The sequence below is a fragment of the Bacillota bacterium genome (assembly GCA_030705925.1).
GTDB lineage: Bacteria > Bacillota > Clostridia > Oscillospirales > Feifaniaceae > JAUZPM01.
This window is the reverse complement of record JAUZPM010000025.1, coordinates 1-20,537: the sequence shown is the minus strand read 5'-3', so window position 1 is coordinate 20,537 and position 20,537 is coordinate 1. Positions and strand designations below refer to the sequence as shown.

The window sequence follows — 20,537 nt, the reverse complement described above, 5'->3', positions numbered from 1 at the left end:
GCGCCCCCCATACCCCATGATTTTACAGTATAGGAAATCATTTGTCAATATTCTCCATCGCATTTTGCGAAATATAATTTTAAATTTCTCAAATAGCTTGTAGCAGCTTCTTCAAATAGCCGTTGCTTTTCATCGAATGCGGTCATCCTCTCGAATAATCTCCGTTTTTATGACGATCCTCTATATCCAACAGGTACTCAGACCAGTTTTTTGTAAAGCGTTCCTTGATATCCTCAGGTGTATCAGATCTAAAGTAAATAGTATTGTCCGGTAGAACTAAAACATAGCCTTTTGTGTAATCGAACGGATCTTTTTTATAATACAACCTTACTAAGCTCCTTTATTAATACTCAACACAGTATAGCAATGCCTCAAAAAGGCTGCTTTGATCGTTTTTTTTCCTTAATGGCATGAAATCTCCTCTTCAACGTTTGCCGTTGCCCTCATGAACTGCTTTTCTACCTCGGCATGATAAGCCTGTCCAGCCTTAAGCAGGGCTTCTTCAAGCATTTCAAAACACTTCTGCAACATTTATTAGGTTTCATTGCCGTCGCCGCCGTCAGAATTATTTACAGCTCCGAAAGCGCCTTTATACTCATCTGCCGGCTCTTTTTCTTTATTCAGTCTCTCAAGTTCTTTTTTGACGTCGGTCGTCCAGGGATGCTGTGCGATGATCGTTTCTTCAGAGATGATACCCGCGGATTTCGCGCAGTTGTCAATGGTCTCTGACTCGTTGATCAAAACATTCCTGTTGAAAATGATCTCTATCTCCTCATCCTCGAAATTTCCGGTGCCGGAGTTGGCGAGGTAGACGTCAGCGAACCAGAGCAGTTCCTCAAAAGCGGTCTGAAATTCTGTTTCCATGCCGTTAGCATCTAAATCTATGTCGGAATACATAGAGCGTATGTTCATCTCATTTGGGCTGCCGTTCAAACGATCGTCCTTTGCGTCAAAGCCTCTTGCGTTCTCAACGACCGCCTTTTTAAAAAGGTCAAGGATAGCCTTATAATTTTCGGCGTTAACGCTTACAGACAGTGTTTCGACGCCACCGTCCGCGCCGTCTGCGGTTTTGACCTTGACAGCTCCGTAAGTTGCGAGGTTGTGCCTGAACTCGGCAAGATTGGTTCCGTCATAGTTTTTGATGACGAGGATGGTGTTTCTGGCGTCCTCCTGCATGTTGTTCTGAAAGTCAGAGAGGATCGCATTGATCCCGTCCTGCAAAGACTTTACCCGTTTGATAAGTGGAGTCTCCTTGTTATTGTATTTAAAAGCGATAAGCGGGATCTTTGCCCAGTTAAGGCCGGTTTCAATGCCGTTTTTATCGACAGTGGTCATATAGGTGCCGCTGGGATTTTCCATGTCGTGAACGAGTGTTCCGTTTACAAGGATGTATCTTCCAATACCGTCATTTCGGTAGATCTCGACCTTTTCGATAATTTTTTCCTCAAGACCCTCATAGGCCTGCACCTCGTAGAGCCGCAGGGCGCAGTCAAGCACGGTGTGTTCGGCATCCTTCCAGAACGGCAAGATCTCGTAGGGCGCAAATTTTTTAAAGGACAGCTCACCTGCATCGTCATAGTAGGGGTAAAGCCAGGCGATGCCGCCGTTCAGGGCGTCCTCGCCGAGGTTTTTGAGTGTGCGCTGAAACCGCTTGCCGAAAATTTTTCTAAGAGCTTTTGCATAGACGGCATTGTCGGTGTTAAAGGTAAGCGGCTTACCCAGAAGGTAATTAACCTTTTGATCGACCATTTTGGCATATTGGTTGTCGACAATTTTGCTGTTAGGCAGGTTGTTGACCTCCTGAAGAAGTCCGTCCTTACCTATAATGGTGCGCCTGCGGTTAAGGATATCGTGGTCGCCCAGATAATAGCGTTCACCAGTGATCATGGCTCTGCGTGAAGGCGAGCGTTTCCATTTTGCGATTTCCCGTTCAAAGAACTGCTTTTCGGTAATGCTTGTCTGAGCGCCCCTCTCGATAATATCGGTAAAATCTGATGACCCGCTAAAGAAATTGAACATTAAATCACCCCGTAAAACTAAAATTAATCAGCGGTCCGCGTCTTACGCGTCTCCCGCGTCTCCCGCATCTCCCGCGTCTCCCGCGTCTCCCGCATCTTCCGCATCTTCCGCGTCTCTCTCCCATTTGGGTAAAAAGAAAAGCCGGATACGTTTCCGTTTCCGACTTCTTATCTTTCAACGCTATCAGTATATCACTCTTTTTTATGAAAATCTTCCCGACTTTTTCCCTTAACGAAAATACCCGTCTGCTATCAAAATTATTGACCTTCTAAACGTCTCCGCATGAGAAACTCCGGCATATATTTATTCAAAAAAAGCAAAAACACCCCAAAAATTGAGGTGTTTTTGCTCCTAAACTGAGGCACATAAGACCTCTAAGAGTACAAACTAATTTGAAGACACACAGTCCTCTTTCGTTCATACTCTAACACATATTATGCAAATAGTCAATAGTTTTAAACATAATGCACAAATTTTTAATCAAAAGAAACCATCACAAATTCTGCCTGAGAGCACGAATTTCTTCGGATAGACATGATACTTGTTTGTTTAAAGCATCTCTCTCTTCTTGCTGCTTATAAAATTCCCGGCAAACGTCAGGAAACATCACGCCGAATAATTGCATTTTTATCTGTTTAAAAACATCTGCATCTATTATTTCATAAGTTTCAATAATTCTGCCAGGCGAAATAAATTTAGCATCATTAAGGATCAAAATGCATTGTTTAGAAAAGCCTTCATCTACCTTAGCCAACCTTAAAGCCTTATCACCTGATGGATTATCTACCGGATGGTAAGCTCCGCTGTCTAAAACCGAAGTAATGGGAATAAATAATAATTTGCCCTTGTTTTTACCTATGTATAAACCGCAATGAGTATATGCCATTTCTGAATAATAAGCTTTCCCGAAATCAATAAAGCAAACCTGCCCATATGATAATTTATTAGAAGATTTGACTCTTAAGGATTTTACATCTTTTCTATTTAACCAGTTATGTTCACTTCTTATTAAAGATGAAGACGTATATGCATCAGAACCCAATAATAATTCGTTAAAATTTTCACTATTTGCCATTAATGCAACTAAAATATCGCAAGAATTTTTTGCAGGCAAATTTTTATTATATTGGTTATTTTTTGATAAACGTTTCAGCTCAGTAAAATCAATATTTTTCAATGTCAACACCTCGGTTTAATTGATTATATACCAAGATGTTACAAAACACAACGTAATAACAATATATTCCCCTGCCTCTCCCGAATCCCCGCGCCTCATCAATCAAAGCTGAACGTCTCGCCCTGCAAGAAGTCCTCCATTGCATACCTGAATGCGTCAAGCAGATGGTTGAAATCATCGATAGGCTTGTTGATGCTAGAGCCGTTTTTGTCGCGCTCCCAAGTGTAATTGCTGATTTCTGTAATAAAATTCACGCATCTTGGGTGAATAAAAATCTTAAAATCCTGAATATATTGTATGCCGTTGTTGACGCTGTCCTTTCCTTTGCGGGCGGGGCGGATGCCGGAAAGCCCCAGCTCACGCAGTTCGTCGATGCTTTTAGGCTCGGCTGCATCGGCTCTGATGCGTTCTTTGGCATATCCCATGAGCTGGATCTTGCGGAATATCATGTTGTTAGTCAGCGCTTTTTCGTACATCTCATCGAAAACAAAAATCTCTTTAGTATCGGTATCGATAAGTCCACAGAAGAGCGCGGTAGGATCGTTAGTGTACCCAAAATCGAGGCCAAAGGCGCTTTTGATACTCGGATGCTGTTTTCTGAAATCATCGGTTTTAAAATTAAGCTCCAGCTCTTCCCAGTTTTCGTATATAAGCCCTTCAACAATGCCCCATTCGCCGAGCCCTGCGACCTTGTACCGGCGTGGATTATTTTTCTTCATATTGTCAAAAACCTTTCTGTCTGCGGCATCAAGGAACTCATTGCACAAATAATTAGTGGTTTTAGCCAAAATGTCCGGGTCAGGCGGAGCATCGAAGAAGCGTTTTTTGATCCAGTGTTTTTCATTCCACGGGTTAAGCGTAAGTGTGATCTGTTTAAAAAGCGGGGCGGAAACCTCGCCGCGAATGGACTCGTCCAGCAGGTCAAAGTCAGCCTCGTTTGTGATTTCATAAGCTTCCTCGATCCACATCCAGCATAGACAGCCGGACTGGACAGTAATAGAGGTGACTTTGAGAGGGTCGTCAAGCCCTCGAAAATAGATTTTCTGGCCGGTTGGCAGATAGGTGATTTCGAGTGGTGATTCTTTGCAGTGCCAGAAATCGGAGACGCCCAGCCTGCCGATAGCCCATTTAAGCTCGGTAAAGCAAGAATCTTTAAGAGTTCTGAAAACTTTTCTAACGACAATCAGATTGGCATCAGGATATTTCATAAGGTTAGTAATGAACCAAAGCGCGGTAGTTTTGGATTTTTTGCTTGCGCGGCTGCCTTTGCAGACGCGGTATCTGCCCTTAAAATTCCAAAAGTCTCTGTAGCCTTTTCCAACGACTTTCGGCAGGTAGACCTTGTTAATCATCGAGTTCATCTTCCCCTGAGATCACAACAGGCAGGGCGCCTTCAAAATTGACTTTATCGTTAAATAATGAATAGCGTTTGCCCATCAGCTCAGCAGCTTTAAGCCTGTCCTTGGCGGAGACCTCTTTTTTAACGTTACGGGCAGCAGAAAGCCCGTCGCCGCTGGCCTCAACTACGACAACTTCTTCGAGCTGTTCGCCTCTGAGTACAGAAGTAAGATACTTCATGACCTCGGCAGCGGAAGCGATTCGGTCAGATTCGATCTGTTTAAGTCTCTCGTCAATGTATACTTTGACATTAATTTTTTTCAAATTTTCAGAGGCAATCGCCCGCGCGGTTTTTTTTGAGTAACCGGCTTTAACAGCGGCTTCAGTTGCATTTCCTAGTTCGATGTAAAAATCGGCAAACGCTCTTTGCTTGTAAGTCAGCTTAGTCAAGGAATCACCTCGCTTTATAAATCCCACGCCCCCGCCCCTGCGTCAATAAGGGATTTTTTAACCCGTTAAACCAAATAAAAAAACCGCCTGAAAACAGACGGCAGTTTAAATATTATATTTGCGGCGACTCGGTGCCGCTTTATACTTTTTTACGCTATCAGTATATCACTGTTTTTCTCAAAAGTCTTCCCGACTTTTTCCCATCTTCCATACAGCTTCACTCTCCCCCCCCTACCTCAACGGGAGACAATAAAACCATATATAATATCTATTTTAATGAAAACCACTTATTTTTTGTCAATCATAATCCTTGCTTGAATACATTGTGGAGAACGATTAATGAAATGAACTTTATTAAAATCCAACTCATTTTTTCTGTATTCTGAAAGGCTGTCCCTGCTTAAAAACCAAGTAATCTCTTCATAACCAATTTCTTTATTATAAAATAACACCCAGTCTAAATCGGGACTGTTTTCAAACAAATCAAGGAACTGTTTGCAGTCAAAAATGGTCAGCGGTTTATTATTATCATTTGAATAATTACCCAGTGGAGTAACGTCCTGAATAAAAAAACAGACTTTAAAGTTAATATCGCCATCGGATTTTGCAATTTTGGCTATATTCTTCTTATACAATTCAATCTTTTTGTAGTGTTCTTCAAAAGATCTCGTTAAGTTATTCACATAATTTTTTGAAGTAAGGGTAGACGGCAATTCAAAATGTTTAACTCCAAGATCCTTGTCAGCCTCAATAGAAGCAAGCTTTTTCCTATAGGTACTTCCTTTTCGTTTATGATTTGAACTGTCAAACTCAAAATGCTCAAAAATTAAAACATCGTTTTTTATTATTGAATAATAATCCGGACAATCATATTTTTCTAATTTTGAATAAAACTTCGCGAATTCAGACATGCTGTTCTCGTCTTTTTCTTGATAATAAATTTTTTCCATAGCCTACCTCCTTTTTTGAATATATTACCACAACCACAAAAAAAAGAAAGAGCTTTCAACTTTTGTGTCTTTTTTCCCCATCAATAATCGGTCAGCCCATACATACGCAGCGTATATTTATAAAGCGCGGCATCCTTGATCCTGTAGACTTGCGACTTTTCGACAGAAATTTCATCCATCAGCCTGTCCACATTGCCCTTTTCGGGCGCTATGTAAAACATCTCAAGCACGTATTTCTCATCATCCGAAAGTTCGCTGAGCCCTTTTTCGACCAGTGTAACAAGGCGTTTGGTGGCAGCGTATGTAAGCTTGAGTCTTTCACGCTCGACTATATTGTTCAAGAGGTTTTCCTCAGTTTGACAGCCACCGCCCTGTACAGGGGTGCTGTCAGTAACCCTGCTTTTGATAGACTCGTTTTTGATTTTGAGGGCGCTGATTCTCTGCTGGATATTTATAAGGCTCTGTTTCTGAGCGTTGTACTTTTTGAGGTCGTCAATAGCTGCTTGTTTCCAATCCACAGTTTCCACTCCTTACGCTTAATTAATCCGCATTTAAAAAGACAAATCGACGTCCGGCAATAACTTAGCCTCCAGTCAAAATATTGTTTTTTCGTGCTCCGAAGCACCTATTCCGTCTAAGAAGAGGGGCATGCCGCTAGCAAGTTTAACAGGGAAGCGTTCAAGATCGGTTTTCTTCATATGCACACGTCCATAAATCTTTTTCATCGAATGCCAAACCTGCCATGGAACGCGGTAAACTTTAAAGCCCATAGAGACCAAAACGAAACAGATGGCGCCCATTTGGAAATGGATATCAAGTGCAAAAGCCTGCTCGGGGGAGACTCTCGACTGTTCGATCCTGTCTGCATTTGTAAATTTAGCTTCAAAAACTACGGCACGGCCGTTCAAAGTGCCCTTAAAGTCGGGCTGAGCCGCTTTTTGGAAGTGACCTTCAAACCTGCCGGAGGCAAGCTTCTTTATAACAGTAAATGGTTCGGGAGTTTTTTCAATGAAAGCTATCCTGTTAAGTCGATAGTAATCGCAGGCGGCGAAAATATCATTTTCAAACATTCCGCCAAATTCGCGACTCATTGCGCCCGCCATGCGTCTTTTTGGGTCTTTTTCATCATCTCGCAGATCGGGATAATCATCCCAGCCTTTAAATCCCAATGTTTCACCTTCTTTCAAAGCATTGCGGCATCGATCTTCCTAAGTGTAATGTACTGATACAATCCGGTAAAAATGTTGTCTGATGTTTCGACGTCAACGACCAAATATCCCTTTGGCGGTTTCGGCGGTCTGTATATGTTGAGACGCTTGATGAACTTGGGCTCTGTAAAAATGGGTTTTTTGAGGTTTTTACTTTGCTGCCACCGCCGCGCCCCCGACGGCTTTTTTACAATGTACCGCGCAAGCCCTTCCAGCCCGAACTCGTCGGGGCGAAGCCGTGAAATGTTAACTCGCCCGTCCTGCCAAAGTTGTTCTGCCTCATCCATCGTCAAACCGTCGCAGTTCATAACGATGTGATGGTGCCAGCGGCCGCCCGCCACCTCTGTCACCGCCAGGTATTTTAACGGTTTTAGTCCTTTTCTGTTTCGGTATGCCTTTACCCGCCTAAGGTAATTTGTCATCGCCCTTTTCGCCTTTGTTTCTGTCGGGGGAATACCGTAAGTAAGATTTACAAACAAGTCATTGCGTGAAAAATTCGTATTCAAAAGCCTGATGAGCTTTTTCTTTGCGTTTTTGTCGTTCAGGTTCTGCTGAGCGGACGAACTTGGTTTTCCTTTTTGTGACCGTCCGATCTGCCTGCCATTCACGCTAGCCGGATAACGTTCGATCTCAAGCATAGGACCTGAGTAGATCCTTTTTTCAATGTACGGCATAACTGTCTCCTTTAAGCATTAGATCCAATGATGTCATTCTTTCGCAATCCCGGTCTCGCCTATATGCATCCCGCGGGAACGCGGGTACACATTCCCCGCAGCCCCTTGGCAAGGGACACCCCTGCACCCCAAAAAATGAGAATAGAAACAAACGGCGAAAAGATAATACCTTTTACAAGGACGCCAAGCACCGATTTTGTGATGCTTCAAAGCCGCCGCACACCGATCCGCAAATATTCATATCAAAAATGATTCGCAGAAGTCAACATCACTGATACCGGCAAAAGACTTGCATTTATTGTATCTGACAATGAAATAGCGCCAGCTAGGGTGAATATAGACGATGACTCCGCTGTAAAACATCCTTTCGGCGTTAATAATCCTGCCCATGCGGACAATAGGTTTCGTGCCGACGATGACCTCTTCACCGATTCTGATCTGCCCGATCTTTTTAAACTGATATCTATCTCTGAAGCTCATAGCCGCCACTCCAATCAATTTTTTTTGGTAAGGGTCTCCCAAAATAAACACATTGCACTGCAGTTTTCCAAAAGCGGCGGCGTCGGCATGGCTGGTGAAAAATAGGTCCAGAATCCTACCGTTATACTTGTCAGAGACCCAGCCCGCCGTTCTGTCCTGAACAATTCTCTCTCCTATTCCATCAATAAAGATTCTTGTACCGGGTTTCAGGATACTAAAATCAGCCCCGACAGTAACGCCCTCCACGGCTGGCGCGCCCGAAGCGGTAATAGGATTAAGTGAATCGCTCCATTTGCCGCAGCATTTTTTACAGGGACAGTAGGCGGTAACGGTGAACTTGCCTATGCTTGTCCAGCTATTGTTCACTCTGATGAAAGCCTGCACGACCCGCGCGTCAGCAGCTGGAACATCCTGAGGAGAGGGCTTGTCCGCGGAAGCGGTAAAGATAAGCATAGCCAAAGCAATAAACACAGCTGATTTTTTCATAGGTCGTCTCCAAGGGCGATCTGCATGGGGTCGATCTGGCTCATTGCAAGTTCTTTTTTACGGCAGCACGGACCTATTCCATTTTTAATGCCGAATTTAGAGGTTAAAATGCCGCCGCACCGACGGCACCGTGTCGCGGTGACTGTGAATAATTCGATTTTAGTTTTATGTCCGCCGCATATACATTTTTCTCCCGGATCAAGAGTTGCTCCGCAGGTTGGGCATGTTCTATACTGTTTCAAAATTGATTCCTCCAATGATGCATTGATTTTTCAAATGACCGTCAAATAGACTAGCCTCCAACAGAATATCTAAAAATCCCGCTTAAAAGGATTCAGCCTTTGGCACGCTACACGCATTGAAAAGGCGACCACCGGTGATTTTCCGTCGAGATGTCAATCTCTTTCATGCCACCACTTCCCCGGTAAATCTTATGTGCCGCGGCTTTGTCCACTTTCGGAAAATATTCAGGATAAGAGGTCAGCCATAGAACAGTCCAGAGCGCCGGCAATCTGTTCAAGCAGATCAAGAGACGGTTTTTTGATCCCGAGTTCAAACCGAGTGATCAGCGGCCTGCTTACATTAAGCTTTTCCGCGAGTTCTTCCTGTGTCAATCCACAGTTTTCACGAAATTTTTTTAGATTCTTTGAAAACGACATACATATACTTCCTTTGTGTAAATTTTTCAAAAGCTCCACGGTCTCGCCTCTCTCACATCTCTCTCGCACTTCCGCATCCCCACCTCTCTCGTCCTCGCCCCTCTCTCATCTCGCATATTCACGCAAGCGAACAGAAACTTCTGCCAAAGGCTTTACATTCAGCTTTAATACGGTTAAAATGAACTAACTGGCAGGTTAAACAAATCTCAAAATATTTCCAGTTTTTGTCTGGACATAAAATGTAAAGTTTACTTTTTTTGTTTAATTTTTTATTTCTAAATTTTTTGACCTTCTTCCATATTTTGTTGACAAAGGATTACTTATGGATGTAAAATTGTGTCGTAAGAAGTTTTATTTGGGAATTATTGCGCCCTTTGTCGTTCCTGTGGTTACATTATACCTTGTATATGCAAGGTTTGTCAACCGTAAATGCAAGGGCATTTTATACAAAGATTAGAGGTGCTCTTTGTGACAATTAGCCAAAGACTGTTTGAAATTATGAAAGAAAAGAAGCTGTCTGATGCAGATTTAGCACGAGGAACAGGTATAAGTGCAAACACAATAGGAGATTGGCGCAGAAAGGGGACAAACCCGTCTGCAGACAAGATACCTTGTATATGCAATTTTTTAGATATATCGACAGACTTTTTGCTTATGGGCAAGGAAAGAGCTCCGCAGATCCCGGAAAGTATGAATGAGCTTTTCGAGGTATATGAAACACTTGATAAGGCGGGGAGGGCAATCGTTTTAGCAAAGGCATATGAAGAACAGCGTAGCAAGCTGAAACGGCTGTCAAAGGTGAATGAAGCAGAAATCGCGGAAGAAATCATGGAATTAGCGTCCCAAAACGCTGCTGAATTATCGAAAAGTAAGCATCATGGGTAAAAGTTTTCTGATAGAAAACTTTATTTACACTTATTGGCTGACTGCGATTAATTATGATCCTTGACGTAGATTGGAGAGACAGCATTGATCCTCTGTGTGTGGGGCGATGCCCATGTCGCCCCGTTAAAAATGAGGAAACCGATTGAACGACAGCCAGATTTTTTCATTGAGTCTGAATTCCTGTTGCGGGCGGCAGTTTTGCAATAAAAAAAGGCTTTGTTTCAAAGCCTTTTTTTATTTGATTCTAAATACTTTAAATATGGCATATGTTTGGTCGCAGACCGAATGTATACACTTCCAACAGTGACTATATGATTTGCTTTTTCCTTTCGCTCATCGGTTAATTTCCCTTCCAATAAAAAATAAAAGAGCTTCCTATGATATTTTAATGTATCATAGAAAACTCTTTTACAGACTCCATTAATCAAACGGCGTAGACTGCCGTCTTCAATTTCTTGTCATAAACCGCTCTTAATAAACTATTTTACCTTTCGTACTTATCTTGGTGTCCAGTTTATTATACAACCTCCACACTCTTTTTTCTTTTTCTTCTTTAACTGTGTTTACTTTCGGCAAAGGAAATCATCCGCTTGGCTGCAATCAGCGCCTGCTCTACGGTAAGTTGTCCATCAGGAAGAAAGCAGTCGTCGCCGACGCCGCCCATCACAAGCCTGCTTGTCTGAGGATCAGTTAAAGCGGATACAAAGTTGATGCCGCTTTCAGCCCATGAGCTGAATTTATCTCTGTCCGCAAAGTATGTGGGATCAGTGATTATCGGTTTTCCGATCCCGTATTGGGTCTGGCACTGATCGTAAAGGCGCTCGAGCATTGCCGCCGCCTGCTCTCTTGTAAGGAGACCGTCGGGTGAAAAAGTGGTTTCCGACGTGCCGTTAATGATATTATTCATACGTGCGATCTGAATTATAAGATCATTATTCGAATCGGTGAAATCGGTATGAAAGCCGTAGGCTTTAAAATAAGAAGTAAGATCGTCGAAGGTGTAACTAAAAGATTGCATCGCCCCAACCATGACATATGCAAATTCCTTGCGGGTTATCGCACGCTTGTAATTGCTTTCATCGTAAATGCTCTTAGGAACAATGGACTTTTGAAGAGCTTCGTTCACCTCGGATGCCGCCCATTCGCTGATATTTGCCCCATCGGAAAGCGTGGTGCTGTCCGTAAAATATGAGGCTCTGTCGGTGTCGATCTGTATAAAACTGCCGTTATCAGAACTGCCGGGCGCTGTTGGCTGCTGTGTGTCCGGGTTTTGTGCGCCGCTTCCCACGTAAATGGTAATGCTCTGACCGGTGGCATAGCTGCCGTAATCCAAAATGAACCCGAGCGTATACTCCCCTTCCGTCAGCACCGCACTGTTTGTCTCATAGGTATCGTTTGTGCCCGCAACCTGTTCGACATTTGTGAAAAAGTTGTCGGAATATTCGCCGTTCCCGTTGTTTTTGTACAGAAAAGCCTGGTCGAACACACCCTTGAACTGCACCTGCACGGTTCCCGGGAAAGAAACCGACTTCACCATGCCGTTTTCGGTTTTGACGTCGGAAGCCGAATTGCCTGTAAATGTTGCGGCAAACATGTCGTTTTCCCAAACCACGGCGTTTTTCTCCGCATCATACGAGCTTTTCATATCAAACCCATCGTCTGACGCAAAAACGCTGACAGGAAGCAGGGATAAAATCAATAAAAATGCAGTCAAAAATCTTTTCATAATTGTTCCCCCCCTATTTTTGTATAGTATACCATAACGGTTTATTTTTTAGCAATATAAACCTTTAGGGAGAAACAAAAGCCTTAAAAAATATACGAACCTTTTTCGACCTCATAAGTCTTGTCACCTATTACAATAGTTGCGGGCGATGGAGTGTCTATTTCATACCTTGCCCTGCCGTCAACATAGGTCCACTTTGAACGGATAGTCCCGTATTTCGTCTCAAGCTCGGCGCAGAGCCATGAAAGCCTCTCGTCGGGGATCGGTTTAATCAGTACCCGCTCAAATCCCGGATGCTCCTCAACTGTCCGTATGCCTGCCGCAACGCCGTAAACCCAGTCGCCAACAGAGCCGTAAGCATAGTGGTTGAACGAGTTCATATCGGTGCTCCAAAAGCTGCCGTCCTCTTTTACGCCATCCCAATGCTCCCAAATCGTCGTGGCGCCCTTTTTGACGGAATAGAGCCATGACGGGAACTCATCCTGCAAAAGCAGGCTGTATGCGACGTCCGCATGACCGTTATCGCTTAGTGCGTGCAGGAGGTATGGCGTTCCGACAAAACCTGTCTTAAGCTTGTTGCCGTTTTCCCTAATCATTTTGGCAAGTGAGTCTGCAACAGGCTTTTTGTCCTCGGCAAGGTCGAAATAAAGCGCAAGGACATGCTCGGTCTGGGTCTTATATGTGCTGAAAGCCTTTCTGAAAGCTTTTAAGATGTTTTCATAAAGCGCTTCATACTCTGAAACGTCCGCCCCAAGCGCTTTTCCGGCTTTGACGACAAGGCTTGTCGTATAAGCATAGTAAGCCGAGGCGATAAAATCGGCACGGGTCGAGCCTTTATAGCTGCCCTCCGGCGAGTCCAGCCCCAGCCAATCTCCGAAATGCTTAGCGCCAGTCCACAGATACTTGTCGCTTGTGTGCCCGCCGATATACTTGATGCGCAGCTTCATGCTTTCAAACTGATTCTTCAAAATCTCCGTGTCGCCGTAGGTCAGATAGACCTGCCACGGACAGATGACCGCAGCGTCACCCCATGCGGCACTGCTTTCCCTTTTGGGCAGACAGTCAGGCACCACATGCGGAACATAGCCGTCTTCTCCCTGATCCGCCGCAAGGTCAGCGAGCCACTTTTCAAAGAATTTCTTTGCATCAAAATTATATGTCGCAGTCCGGCAGAAAACCTGTGCGTCCCCCGTCCATCCGAGGCGCTCGTCACGCTGTGGGCAGTCGGTCGGAACATCGAGGAAATTGCTTTTCTGCCCCCAAACGATATTGTCAAACAGGCGGTTAAGCCTCGAGTCTGAGCAGATCAGATGGCCTGTGCGCTTCATATCCGAGTACAGGGCAATAGCTGTGAAATCGTCCGCATTCCAGCCGGATGGCACCTCGTCGAGGCGGATATATCTGAATCCAAAAAATGTAAGGGACGGTTTGTGAAACTGCACGCCGTCTTTACAGGTATATTCTATCTTAGATTTTGCACTGCGGTAGTTTGCGTTGTAGAAATTGCCGTCGGCGTCCAATGTCTCGGCACAGGAGATGACGACCCGCTCGCCCGCTTTGGCATTCACGGTGAAAGCCACATAACCCGTCAGGTTCTGCCCGAAATCTATCACCTTTTCGCCCTTTGGCGTTACGAACGCGCGCAGGGGCTTTAAATGCTCGTGTTCGGTGACCTTTTCGCCCTGCTGGGGGATAAGGTTATCCGTTGTGGCATCAGCCATCTCGGCGGCAGGGTAAAAAGTGTTGTCGACATGCCTTGCGTCATAGACCTCGCCGTCGTATATATTGCTGAACAGCACCGGGCTTTCCGCCGCCTCCCACGTTTTGTCCGTCAAAATAAGCTCATGCGACCCGTCGGCATAGGTAAGCTCGATTTGGGCAATTATTGCCGGGGGAATCGAGGCACGCTCATTCTCTCTTTTGATCCAGCCCGCAAGACGGCCTCTATACCAACCCTCCCCGACGGTGACCTCAAGCACGCTTGTGTTTGACAGCATATCGGTGATGTCATAGGTCTGATACTGGTGGCGCTTGCTGTAGGACGTCCAACCCGGGGCAAGAATAAAATCCCCCACCCGTTTTCCGTCTATCGCCGCCTCATACACGCCCATAGCGGTAATCACAAGCTCCGCACCGCTGAGCTTTCCTTTTATATTCAGCTTTTTTCTGTAGACCGGATTGACCTTTCCGAAATCAACTGACGGTCTGATCCATTTTGCCTGCCATTTCATACGATTCCACTCTTTTCTCTTTATGTTGACAACAGTATACCCCCGGAGATACAATAAAACTATAGTCATTATTTCATTTTTAGGGGGTGTTTTTGACATGTCGGAAGTTTACACCGTGCACTTTGCTCCTGATGAAAAAATACGCATGATGGTTCAGACGTCCGAAACAGAGAAAAGGTATCACAAGCATAACTTCTTAGAGCTAGTTTATATCACAAACGGCAAGGCTCTGCACCATTTCGATTCAAAAGAGACGATCCTGCAAAGGGGCAGTTTCTTTATTGTCGATTACGGCACGCCTCACCAGTATAAAAGGTTTGAAGATTCGGATTTTGGGCTGATAAACTGCCTGTTCATCCCGAGTTTTATAGACGAAACGCTTGTAAACTGCCGCACCTTCACAAGGCTTCTCGACAACTATCTCATCCGATTCCGCTATCAGCCCTCTTCAAGCCCGATAAACCGGGTTTTCTATGACGAGGACGGCTCGATATATGCACTCATGCAAAAGCTTGTCAGAGAATACGAGGAAAAAGCGCCAGGCTGTATGGAGGTCATGCGCTGTAACCTCATTGAGGTGATAATCCGCATCATGCGCCGTGTCACGCCCGAAAAAATAGCTGCCGATTCCGGCAGCATAAGCAGTTATATCGTAAACTTCATAAACGAGCACTATATGGAGTCGCCCACCCTTTCAAATATCAGCAGTCAGCTTAATTTCAGCCTTCCATATCTGAGCCGCAAATTCAAAGAGGATACCGGCATGACTTTTCTAAGCTGTCTGCAGAAGGTGCGGATAGAGCAAAGCTGCCGTCTCCTTGCGAACACCGACAAAAAAGTCGTCGAGATCGCCGGGCTTGTCGGCTATGACAAGATCAAATTCTTCAACGCCGTATTCAAAAAGCACATGAACGTCACCCCCAATCAGTTCCGCAGGATACTCGTCCAGTCAAAATGAAAAAGGAGTGGGATTACCCCGCTCCTTAATATTAGTATGATAAACTTAGTAGTAGCGCCGCAACAAATCGTTTCATCTCATCCTCCAAAAATTTAATTTATCGCCACGATATGGCTATCGCTGTCCCATCTAACGTTATAGCCGAGATTTTCAGATAAAAACCGCAGGGGAACCATTGTTCTGCCTTTGATTAGCCGTGCGGGGACGTCCATCGCTTTCGTTTCGCCGCCGACATTCGCACTATTGTTGTTTATCTGAAATGAAACCTGTTTTCCGTCCTTAGTCACGGTTGCAGTCTGGGTGCCGCCATCCCACGCGACCTGCGCGCCCATCTGCTCGAACAGGAAACGCATGGGCACTAGAAGCCTGCCGTCTTCGTTTGCCGGCGGCACGTCAAAGCCTAAGATATTGCCGTTTACCTGAACATAGTCTGTTTGATAAGGCACAGTCGCGTCGATATCACTCAGCGAATACTTTAAAACGAAATCATCTTTAACTACATATATACTGTCTTCGGAAAGAATTATATAGTCAATGCCCCATGCTCCCGGGACTTTCTGCGTTGCCCAATAAATGCCGTCTTTTGAATAAGAAAAACTGGGCACCCGGCCGTTTTCTATACTATTGTTTATAGAAAAGAAGTAGTCGCCGAGCACAAATATTCGGTTGAACTCATTATCTTCCATCGCTACCCTCTGCCCCGGAACCCCGTCTATACATCTTACCGCGGTAGAAGTGAAATTTGTCAGACTAAACGGATCTCCATATTCGACAGTCGCAAAGGTTTCAAAGATTGTTGTGTATTTATTTCTCATTGGAACCCCTATACCATTTTCCACTTTAGTCCATGTTTCAAGGTCGCTAGATTTATATAAGTCATATGTCCTGTCATATAAAACATAACATATCCCATCCAAGTAGGACATTTGCATGATATATTCGTTAAACTTGATTTTCTTTACAAAATTAAAATTTAGGTCATAAACGTAGATTTCACCGCCGTCATATTCGCGCTGTCTTGGAGAATACCCATTGTCCCACATTCCCTCCCTCACAAGGTATTCATTTCCAGTGTTAATGATCTGCCCCCTTATGCCGGAATAATCTGTGGATAAAAAGCAAAACAGCATGTATTCTTCAGCGGTATAATCTTCTTTGCTGCATATTTGTTTAATATAATTCCACGTCTTTCCATCATCGCTTTGATATAATTTATCAGTCGACCCTGTGTCTGATGCATATGTCTCGTCAATTTTTACATAATCCTTTCCGGTAAAACTAATACCTTTATCAGGCAGCTCAAACGGTTGATTTTTAGGGATATTTAAATCTAAAATCACATTATTATGACTATACAGTTCACAGCGTCCGTCGTCGGGATATTCCGTCCAATGATAGCCATCGCTTGATTTAAAAATAGCTTTATCAGAGAAAGCTTCAAATTCATATCCGTCCCATGCAACATGATTCAAACTGCTAAAGGTAACGAATCGCACTTCTTCCCAATTGACATTATCTTTCGAAACGCAAATCCTGCCGTTTTCACCCACTGCTACTGTGACATCCCCATTTGTATCAGATGCAAAAAACCAGTCTTGACCATCATTGGTTCTATAGTCACCCGGCAGATCAACGTTATATGCCCATGCCGAACCGCAGAAAAAGAGGCCGAAAACCATAGCCGCAAAAATGAATTTTTTCATATCAAGCACCCTGATTTCTCAAAAAATAGGCATTAGCTTTCATAATATCCATTATATCCCTATCAAACAAGAATTTCCACCTTTTTTGTCAAAGATAAAACTAAGATACAATTATCCCTACTGTTTACTTGATTTTACCTATTCATATTGGTACAATACTTTTATACTGTTTAAGTCAAGGGAAATTTTATCAGATTTAATGTTTTTTTAACGAATCAACCATAATATTGTGATATTATCATCGTAAAGAATCACGGGAGGAAACATATGAAACAACGGACAAGGCGGGCATTGGCGTATCTTTTAGCCTTTATAATTGCGGTCGGGCTGCTGCCCGCCGGCGTGTATGCCGCAAACGACGAGTTTGTGCTCACCTCGATAAACCACTCGAGCATCGCTTCGGCTGTTAACGTAAGCTCGGCAAAGGACGTTACGCTCCAGGTCAAATACGGATATGCGGGCAGCACTGTCGACCTGTCTGTGGGGCTTGATATAGCATACGGCTCATCCTATTCTACGGCTGTCGCCTCCTTCCCGGGCGGCTCGGTCGCAGCCGTTGACGGCGATCCGGTGAATATGCTCGTCACATACCAGAAAAGCGGCGACGATGCGTTTTACACCACCACATACACCGTCAGGGTCAAACGCATGGCAAAGGTAAACGGAACGTTCGGCGGCACGATCACGAAAACCGCCGCCATGCCGGGCAGCATAAGCTTTACAGCGTCTGACTTTGAGTCTAAATACACGCAAAACGACAGCCCGGCGCTGTCCTATGTCGTGATAAGCGGCGCAAACCCGTCCTTCGGAAGCCTGAAAATCGACGGAACAGCGTTAGGCTCGGACGGAAAGGTGACCGCCGCAAACTTTGGCAAGCTCACCTTTGTCCCCACCGGCGAGGGTACAGTCAGCTATATCGTCAAGGCATATGACACCGACGGAAACAGCGCCGGCACGGCTTCGCTTAAAATCACAGTCACCGCAAAAACAGCAGACGACATAACCCTGAACACCGTCTCGGGGGGAGTCGCCGCATTTTCCTCAAGCTCATTCCAAAGCGTTTGCGATAAAATGACGGGCGAAACGCTCTCCTATGTAAAGTTCACCCTGCCCTCCTCCACATACGGCACTTTGTATTACAACTATACTTCCTCGTCCTCATACGACTCCGCGGTGTCGGCAAGCACGAGCTATTATTACTCATCTGACCCATACCTGTCGAATATCACCTTCGCCGCAAGGTCGGGCTATACAGGAACGGTCACGATAAATTACACAGCATACAGCACGAGCGGCAGCTCGTATTCCGGCAAAGTCGTCATAACTGTAAGTTCAGCGACAGCGGCCGCCATTTCCTATTCGGTTTACAATGATAAAACTGTCACTTTCGCCTCCTCCGATTTCAGCAGCACATGCACCACGCTGACCGGCGAAACGCTTTCATATGTGAAATTCACGCTTCCATCCTCCACCTACGGCACATTGTATTATAACTATACTTCCTCATCAAGCTATGATTCTGTCGTTTCATCCGGCACAAAATATTACAAAAGCTCATCGCCATATATATATAAAGTCACCTTCGTTCCGTCGGCGACTTACACCGGCACTGTCACAATAAACTACACCGGATATACCGTAAGCGGCGTAAGCTACAGCGGCACGGTCAAAATCACGGTGAATGATGCAAATTCAGAGATCGTCGAGTATGAAACAGACTCGAACAAGCCTGTCACCTTTTACGCTGACGATTTCAACAATGTCTGCAAAAACGTTACGGGGCAGACCCTGTCATATGTGAAATTCACGCTTCCATCCTCATCATACGGAAAACTGTATTACAACTATACCTCATCTTCAGTTTATGATTCGGCGGTGTCGGCAGGCACTGGTTACTACTATAACGCCTCGTCATACCTCTCAAAAGTCACCTTCGTTCCATACAGCGGCTATTCCGGCGCTGTTACCATAAGCTACACAGGCTATACCGCAAGCGGCACAAGCTATAACGGCACTGTAAAAATCAACGTTGGCGCTGTTTCCGGCTCGATAAACTACGCTGTTTCGAAAAACTCTTTTATCGTTTTTGACGAAAGCGATTTCAACGACGCATGTATCGACGCGACGGGCGACGATCTGAATTATGTGAAGTTCACACTGCCCTCGTATTCATACGGATCGCTCTATTATGACTATACCTCATCCTACAGCTACAGTTCTGCCGTTTCGTCGGGCACCTATTATTACATGGACTCGTCACCCTATATTTCAAAGGTGACATTCGTGCCCTACAGCAGTTACACAGGTGCTGTGAGCATCACTTACACCGGGGTCAGCAAACACGGATATTCGTATACAGGAACGATCGGCATAAACGTGACAAGCTCCGCAAGCTCAATTACATACACGACAGCGAAAAACACGCCTGTCACATTCAGCGCCTCAAGCTTTTACAACGCATGTGCGAGCGCAACAGGCAAAAGCCTGTCTTACGTAAGGTTCTCTCTGCCATCTTCTTATTCCGGCACGCTCTATTATAATTACTATTCATCCTACAGCTACGACTCCGCCGTATCGGCAAGCACAAGTTATTATTACGGCTCGTCGCCCTACATATCAAATGTCTCTTTCGTGCCCTACAGCGGCTACACAGGCACCGTGTCGATCTACTACACCGGCTATACCACAAGCGGCACAAGCTACAACGGCACGATAACGGTCAATGTCGGCGGCTCCGCCTCCACGGGCTCAGACGTCATAGATTATTCGGTCGCCGCAGGCTCATGCGTTACCTTTGACGACGCCGACTTCAACGCCGCCTGCGTAGACGAAACGGGGGCTTACCTTAAATATGTAAGAATTTCTCTGCCGACGTCCTCATACGGCACTCTGTATTACGATTATAATTCATCGACAGGATACGGCACTTCCGTATCGGCAGGTACGAATTATTATTACAGCACCTCTCCCTATCTTTCAAAAATTTCGTTCGTTCCGACCAGTGGTTACTCCGGCACGCTGTCGTTATCCTACACCGGTGTCAGCAACAGCGGCACCTCCTTCACAGGGGCGATACACATAACCGTCGGCGGTTCGTCTCTTGACAGTATAGAGTATACGGTTGCAAAAGGCTCGTCCGTCACCTTTGACGGCGAAGATTTCAACACCACCTGCTTAAACGATACCGGCGACACCTTAAGCTATGTCAAGTTCACCCTGCCGTCGTCCTCATACGGCACGCTCTATTACAACTATACCTCCCCGTCAGATTTTGACTCTTATGTATCCGCCGCCACGAAATTATATTATAACGGGATGCCTTATCTCTCAAACGTCACCTTTGTGCCCTACAGCGGTTATTCCGGCTCAGTGCCGATCACTTATACAGGAGTCAGCTACTATGGTTATTCCTTCACAGGCACCGTAAACGTAGACGTAACCTCAGCGGCAAGCGCTATCAAGTATTCGACAGACAGCTCCGGAACAGCAGCATTTTCATCGGCAGACTTTAACAGTGTCTGCATCAGTGCCACCGGCTCAAGTCTTTCTTATGTCACCTTCGCCGGTCCCCCGGTGTCAAGCGGAACGCTCTA

At 45.0% G+C, this 20,537-nt stretch carries 19 protein-coding genes; 3 read left to right on the top strand and 16 right to left on the bottom strand.

Going from position 1 to position 20,537, the window contains the following annotated elements; all coding sequences use genetic code 11:
* Window positions 1–142 precede the first annotated feature (142 nt).
* From Q8865_05450 to Q8865_05390, 13 genes are all read right to left on the bottom strand, one after another.
* Window positions 143–325, bottom strand: a complete 183-nt coding sequence (locus Q8865_05450; protein ID MDP4152874.1) for a hypothetical protein — start codon at window positions 323–325, stop codon at window positions 143–145.
* 77 nt (window positions 326–402) lie between these two features.
* A complete protein-coding gene (locus Q8865_05445; protein MDP4152873.1) occupies window positions 403–531 on the bottom strand; it encodes a hypothetical protein in 129 nt (42 codons plus the stop codon).
* Between the two features lie 3 nt (window positions 532–534).
* Window positions 535–2,019, bottom strand: a complete 1,485-nt coding sequence (locus Q8865_05440) for a phage portal protein (GenBank protein MDP4152872.1) — start codon at window positions 2,017–2,019, stop codon at window positions 535–537.
* Between the two features lie 493 nt (window positions 2,020–2,512).
* A complete protein-coding gene (locus Q8865_05435; GenBank protein MDP4152871.1) occupies window positions 2,513–3,196 on the bottom strand; it encodes a hypothetical protein in 684 nt (227 codons plus the stop codon).
* 98 nt (window positions 3,197–3,294) lie between these two features.
* Complete coding sequence (locus tag Q8865_05430; GenBank protein ID MDP4152870.1) at window positions 3,295–4,557, bottom strand: PBSX family phage terminase large subunit; 1,263 nt, start codon at window positions 4,555–4,557, stop codon at window positions 3,295–3,297.
* Window positions 4,541–5,011 (bottom strand): terminase small subunit, encoded by a 471-nt coding sequence (locus tag Q8865_05425; GenBank protein ID MDP4152869.1) that lies wholly within the window; start codon window positions 5,009–5,011, stop codon window positions 4,541–4,543. The genes Q8865_05430 and Q8865_05425 overlap by 17 nt, the downstream gene beginning before the upstream one ends.
* A gap of 260 nt (window positions 5,012–5,271) precedes the next feature.
* A complete protein-coding gene (locus Q8865_05420; protein ID MDP4152868.1) occupies window positions 5,272–5,934 on the bottom strand; it encodes a hypothetical protein in 663 nt (220 codons plus the stop codon).
* 80 nt (window positions 5,935–6,014) lie between these two features.
* Window positions 6,015–6,452: a hypothetical protein gene (locus tag Q8865_05415; GenBank protein MDP4152867.1), complete on the bottom strand. Its 438-nt coding sequence runs from the start codon at window positions 6,450–6,452 to the stop codon at window positions 6,015–6,017.
* A 75-nt stretch (window positions 6,453–6,527) separates the two neighbouring features.
* On the bottom strand, window positions 6,528–7,121 hold the full coding sequence (locus tag Q8865_05410) for a Holliday junction resolvase RecU (protein ID MDP4152866.1): 594 nt from the start codon (window positions 7,119–7,121) through the stop codon (window positions 6,528–6,530).
* On the bottom strand, window positions 7,118–7,816 hold the full coding sequence (locus Q8865_05405) for a hypothetical protein (GenBank protein MDP4152865.1): 699 nt from the start codon (window positions 7,814–7,816) through the stop codon (window positions 7,118–7,120). The genes Q8865_05410 and Q8865_05405 overlap by 4 nt, the downstream gene beginning before the upstream one ends.
* A 237-nt stretch (window positions 7,817–8,053) precedes the next feature.
* Window positions 8,054–8,782, bottom strand: coding sequence for a hypothetical protein (locus Q8865_05400; protein ID MDP4152864.1), 729 nt, complete (start codon window positions 8,780–8,782; stop codon window positions 8,054–8,056).
* Window positions 8,779–9,024: a DUF6011 domain-containing protein gene (locus tag Q8865_05395; GenBank protein ID MDP4152863.1), complete on the bottom strand. Its 246-nt coding sequence runs from the start codon at window positions 9,022–9,024 to the stop codon at window positions 8,779–8,781. The genes Q8865_05400 and Q8865_05395 overlap by 4 nt, the downstream gene beginning before the upstream one ends.
* 225 nt (window positions 9,025–9,249) lie before the next feature.
* Window positions 9,250–9,441, bottom strand: a complete 192-nt coding sequence (locus Q8865_05390) for a helix-turn-helix transcriptional regulator (GenBank protein MDP4152862.1) — start codon at window positions 9,439–9,441, stop codon at window positions 9,250–9,252.
* A 429-nt stretch (window positions 9,442–9,870) separates the two neighbouring features.
* On the opposite strand from Q8865_05390, the gene Q8865_05385 reads away from it, so the two are divergent.
* Window positions 9,871–10,326, top strand: a complete 456-nt coding sequence (locus tag Q8865_05385) for a helix-turn-helix transcriptional regulator (protein ID MDP4152861.1) — start codon at window positions 9,871–9,873, stop codon at window positions 10,324–10,326.
* Window positions 10,327–10,879: 553 nt separating this feature from the next.
* Here the strand turns inward: Q8865_05385 and Q8865_05380 are convergent.
* Both Q8865_05380 and Q8865_05375 read right to left on the bottom strand, forming a co-directional pair.
* Window positions 10,880–12,052 carry an S-layer homology domain-containing protein gene (locus Q8865_05380; protein MDP4152860.1) on the bottom strand — a complete coding sequence of 391 codons (1,173 nt, stop codon included), beginning with the start codon at window positions 12,050–12,052 and terminating at the stop codon, window positions 10,880–10,882.
* 83 nt (window positions 12,053–12,135) lie between these two features.
* Window positions 12,136–14,382, bottom strand: a complete 2,247-nt coding sequence (locus tag Q8865_05375) for a family 78 glycoside hydrolase catalytic domain (protein ID MDP4152859.1) — start codon at window positions 14,380–14,382, stop codon at window positions 12,136–12,138.
* Between Q8865_05375 and Q8865_05370 the strand changes: the two genes are divergently transcribed.
* Window positions 14,381–15,241, top strand: coding sequence for an AraC family transcriptional regulator (locus tag Q8865_05370; protein MDP4152858.1), 861 nt, complete (start codon window positions 14,381–14,383; stop codon window positions 15,239–15,241). The two genes, Q8865_05375 and Q8865_05370, sit on opposite strands and share 2 nt — an antisense overlap.
* 92 nt (window positions 15,242–15,333) lie before the next feature.
* Here Q8865_05370 and Q8865_05365 read toward each other — a convergent pair whose 3' ends face one another.
* Window positions 15,334–16,944 (bottom strand): copper amine oxidase N-terminal domain-containing protein, encoded by a 1,611-nt coding sequence (locus tag Q8865_05365; GenBank protein ID MDP4152857.1) that lies wholly within the window; start codon window positions 16,942–16,944, stop codon window positions 15,334–15,336.
* Between the two features lie 267 nt (window positions 16,945–17,211).
* Between Q8865_05365 and Q8865_05360 the strand changes: the two genes are divergently transcribed.
* Window positions 17,212–20,537: hypothetical protein (locus tag Q8865_05360; GenBank protein MDP4152856.1), on the top strand; the 3,326-nt coding region annotated here is incomplete at its 3' end.

What these genes read in the sequence shown, in the direction of transcription:
- Q8865_05445 (MDP4152873.1), bottom strand. Translation starts at nt 531, where the DNA reads ATGTTGCAGAAGTGTTTTGAAATGCTTGAAGAAGCCCTGCTTAAGGCT.
- Q8865_05440 (MDP4152872.1), bottom strand. Translation starts at nt 2,019, where the DNA reads ATGTTCAATTTCTTTAGCGGGTCATCAGATTTTACCGATATTATCGAG.
- Q8865_05430 (MDP4152870.1), bottom strand. Translation starts at nt 4,557, where the DNA reads ATGAACTCGATGATTAACAAGGTCTACCTGCCGAAAGTCGTTGGAAAA.
- Q8865_05420 (MDP4152868.1), bottom strand. Translation starts at nt 5,934, where the DNA reads ATGGAAAAAATTTATTATCAAGAAAAAGACGAGAACAGCATGTCTGAA.
- Q8865_05405 (MDP4152865.1), bottom strand. Translation starts at nt 7,816, where the DNA reads ATGCCGTACATTGAAAAAAGGATCTACTCAGGTCCTATGCTTGAGATC.
- Q8865_05400 (MDP4152864.1), bottom strand. Translation starts at nt 8,782, where the DNA reads ATGAAAAAATCAGCTGTGTTTATTGCTTTGGCTATGCTTATCTTTACC.
- Q8865_05390 (MDP4152862.1), bottom strand. Translation starts at nt 9,441, where the DNA reads ATGTCGTTTTCAAAGAATCTAAAAAAATTTCGTGAAAACTGTGGATTG.
- Q8865_05385 (MDP4152861.1), top strand. Translation starts at nt 9,871, where the DNA reads ATGCAAGGGCATTTTATACAAAGATTAGAGGTGCTCTTTGTGACAATT.
- Q8865_05380 (MDP4152860.1), bottom strand. Translation starts at nt 12,052, where the DNA reads ATGAAAAGATTTTTGACTGCATTTTTATTGATTTTATCCCTGCTTCCT.
- Q8865_05370 (MDP4152858.1), top strand. Translation starts at nt 14,381, where the DNA reads ATGTCGGAAGTTTACACCGTGCACTTTGCTCCTGATGAAAAAATACGC.
- Q8865_05375 (MDP4152859.1), bottom strand. Translation starts at nt 14,382, where the DNA reads ATGTCAAAAACACCCCCTAAAAATGAAATAATGACTATAGTTTTATTG.
- Q8865_05365 (MDP4152857.1), bottom strand. Translation starts at nt 16,944, where the DNA reads ATGAAAAAATTCATTTTTGCGGCTATGGTTTTCGGCCTCTTTTTCTGC.